The 1,012-nt window shown below is 47.8% G+C and carries 1 protein-coding gene; it reads left to right on the forward strand.

Translation table 11 applies throughout. From position 1 onward, the window contains the following. Positions 1-884: WD40 repeat domain-containing protein (locus QJQ48_RS26875; protein WP_428843104.1), on the forward strand; the 884-nt coding region annotated here is incomplete at its 5' end. Between the last annotated feature and the right edge of the window lie 128 nt (positions 885-1,012).

Raw genomic sequence — 1,012 nt, forward strand, 5'->3', positions numbered from 1 at the left:
CACATAACATTGACGATCCTAAGGATCCGCTCCCCCTTCACGACAATCTGCAAGGTAATGAGCGGGTTTCTCAGATGCAGTTGAGTACAAATGGTCAATACATAGCTCTAGCTTCGGGGGAATGGGATGGTGGTCAGGTGAAACTGCAGCGGATTGACGACCTAGGGAATTCTATCCCCCTCTATGATAGTCAGCACAAAAACGGCAGGGTTACTCAGCTGCAATTGAGTGCAAATGGTCAATACCTAGCCTCGGGAGGATGGGATGGTCAGGTGAAACTATGGCAGATCGATGCCCCCGAGAATTTTATCCCCCTCTATGATAGTCAGCATAAGAACGGCAGGGTTACTCAGCTGCAATTGAGTGCAAATGGTCAATACCTAGCCTCGGGGGGAGCAGATGGTCAAGTGAGACTATGGCGGACCGACGACCCCGAGAATCCCGTCCTCCTCCAAAGCAGTCGGTATCAGAACGGTGAGGTTACTCAGCTGCAATTTAGCGCAAATGGTCAATACCTGGCCTCGGGGGGAAAGAATGGTCAGGTGAAACTATGGCGGATTGGGGATCCTGAGGATCCAATACACCTTCATAACAGTTGGCATCACCGGGAAGTTACTCAGCTGCAATTTAGCGCGGATGGTCAATACCTAGCCTCAAGGGGACTTTACGGTCAGGTAAAGCTATGGCGGATAAATTTTGATGCTTTGATGGAAGAAAGCTGCGACTGGCTGCAGTTTTACATATATGCTAGCCCTACCGAAGAAACAAAAGGGCTTTGCCCTGATTCACCTGCAGCAAAAGCGGTGCATGAAGATTCCAGAGCCTTGCTTCAAACAATTATTGATAGCCTATTGCTGGCAAGAGAAAGACTTTCTTTGCTCTGAGAGTTCTTTAGTCTCGACAAAGACTCCTCTAAGTCTTCTCAAAGGGAGTAATTAGACAAGAGCAGTAATTGAAAATGGTTCTAACTTTATCTACGTCTAAGGAGTTCAGCTATGGGATCTCAAAGCAG

The organism is Sphaerothrix gracilis Ecp01, from assembly GCF_030405905.1.
GTDB lineage: Bacteria > Cyanobacteriota > Cyanobacteriia > Phormidesmidales > Phormidesmidaceae > Sphaerothrix > Sphaerothrix gracilis.